The sequence below is a fragment of the Ochrobactrum sp. SFR4 genome, from assembly GCF_019730395.1.
Taxonomy (GTDB): domain Bacteria; phylum Pseudomonadota; class Alphaproteobacteria; order Rhizobiales; family Rhizobiaceae; genus Pseudochrobactrum.
Genome location: NZ_JAAPBB010000093.1, coordinates 1 through 614, shown reverse-complemented (window position 1 = coordinate 614; position 614 = coordinate 1). Strand labels below are relative to the sequence as shown.

General features: G+C 49.3%; 1 pseudogene. It reads left to right on the top strand.

From position 1 onward, the window contains the following. Window positions 1-17: 17 nt before the first annotated feature. Window positions 18-614 (top strand): annotated as a pseudogene (locus tag HBA93_RS18000) (phage tail sheath subtilisin-like domain-containing protein); the annotation flags it as partial.

The window sequence follows — 614 nt, the reverse complement described above, 5'->3', positions numbered from 1 at the left end:
GTGAGGGTGGCAGTTATGTGATTGTTAATGCTGTTGAGCATGACGATGACCCTACCAAACTCGAAGCAAATTTGATTGGTGATCCGTCAGCCCGAACAGGTATCTATTCAGCTTTGCGAGTAAAGGCGCTGCTTGGAATCCAGCCACGTGTAATAGTAACAGCAGGCAATACCGGCGCGTTTATCGGTGGCGGTCTGCTATCTGTGGTTTTGAGCAATCAAGGTGATAAGCTGACTACTGCACCTGTCGTCAAAGCGAACGGCGGCGGTACTGATCCTGCAAAGGTTTTACCTGAAATGCTTGCGGTTATGGGTGAGGGGGCTGATTTAGGTAAGGTAGTTGCGATAACAATTACGAAGCCTGGGCGCAATATGAGTGAGCCTCCCCAAATTATATTCACAGGAGGCGGTGAAGAAGCTGATAAAGTCATGCCGATCGCTACCGCCAATATTGGTGAAGTGGCAAATGCTTATGTCTCAGCGCTTGCCACAGTCTGCCCTAAAATTCGGGCTCGCGCTTATATCAGTGGCCCAAACACCACTAATGCAGAGGCTATCCGTTGGCGAAAAACTATCAATTCGGACCGCATTCTCTGTATCGACCCGCTTGGCTTA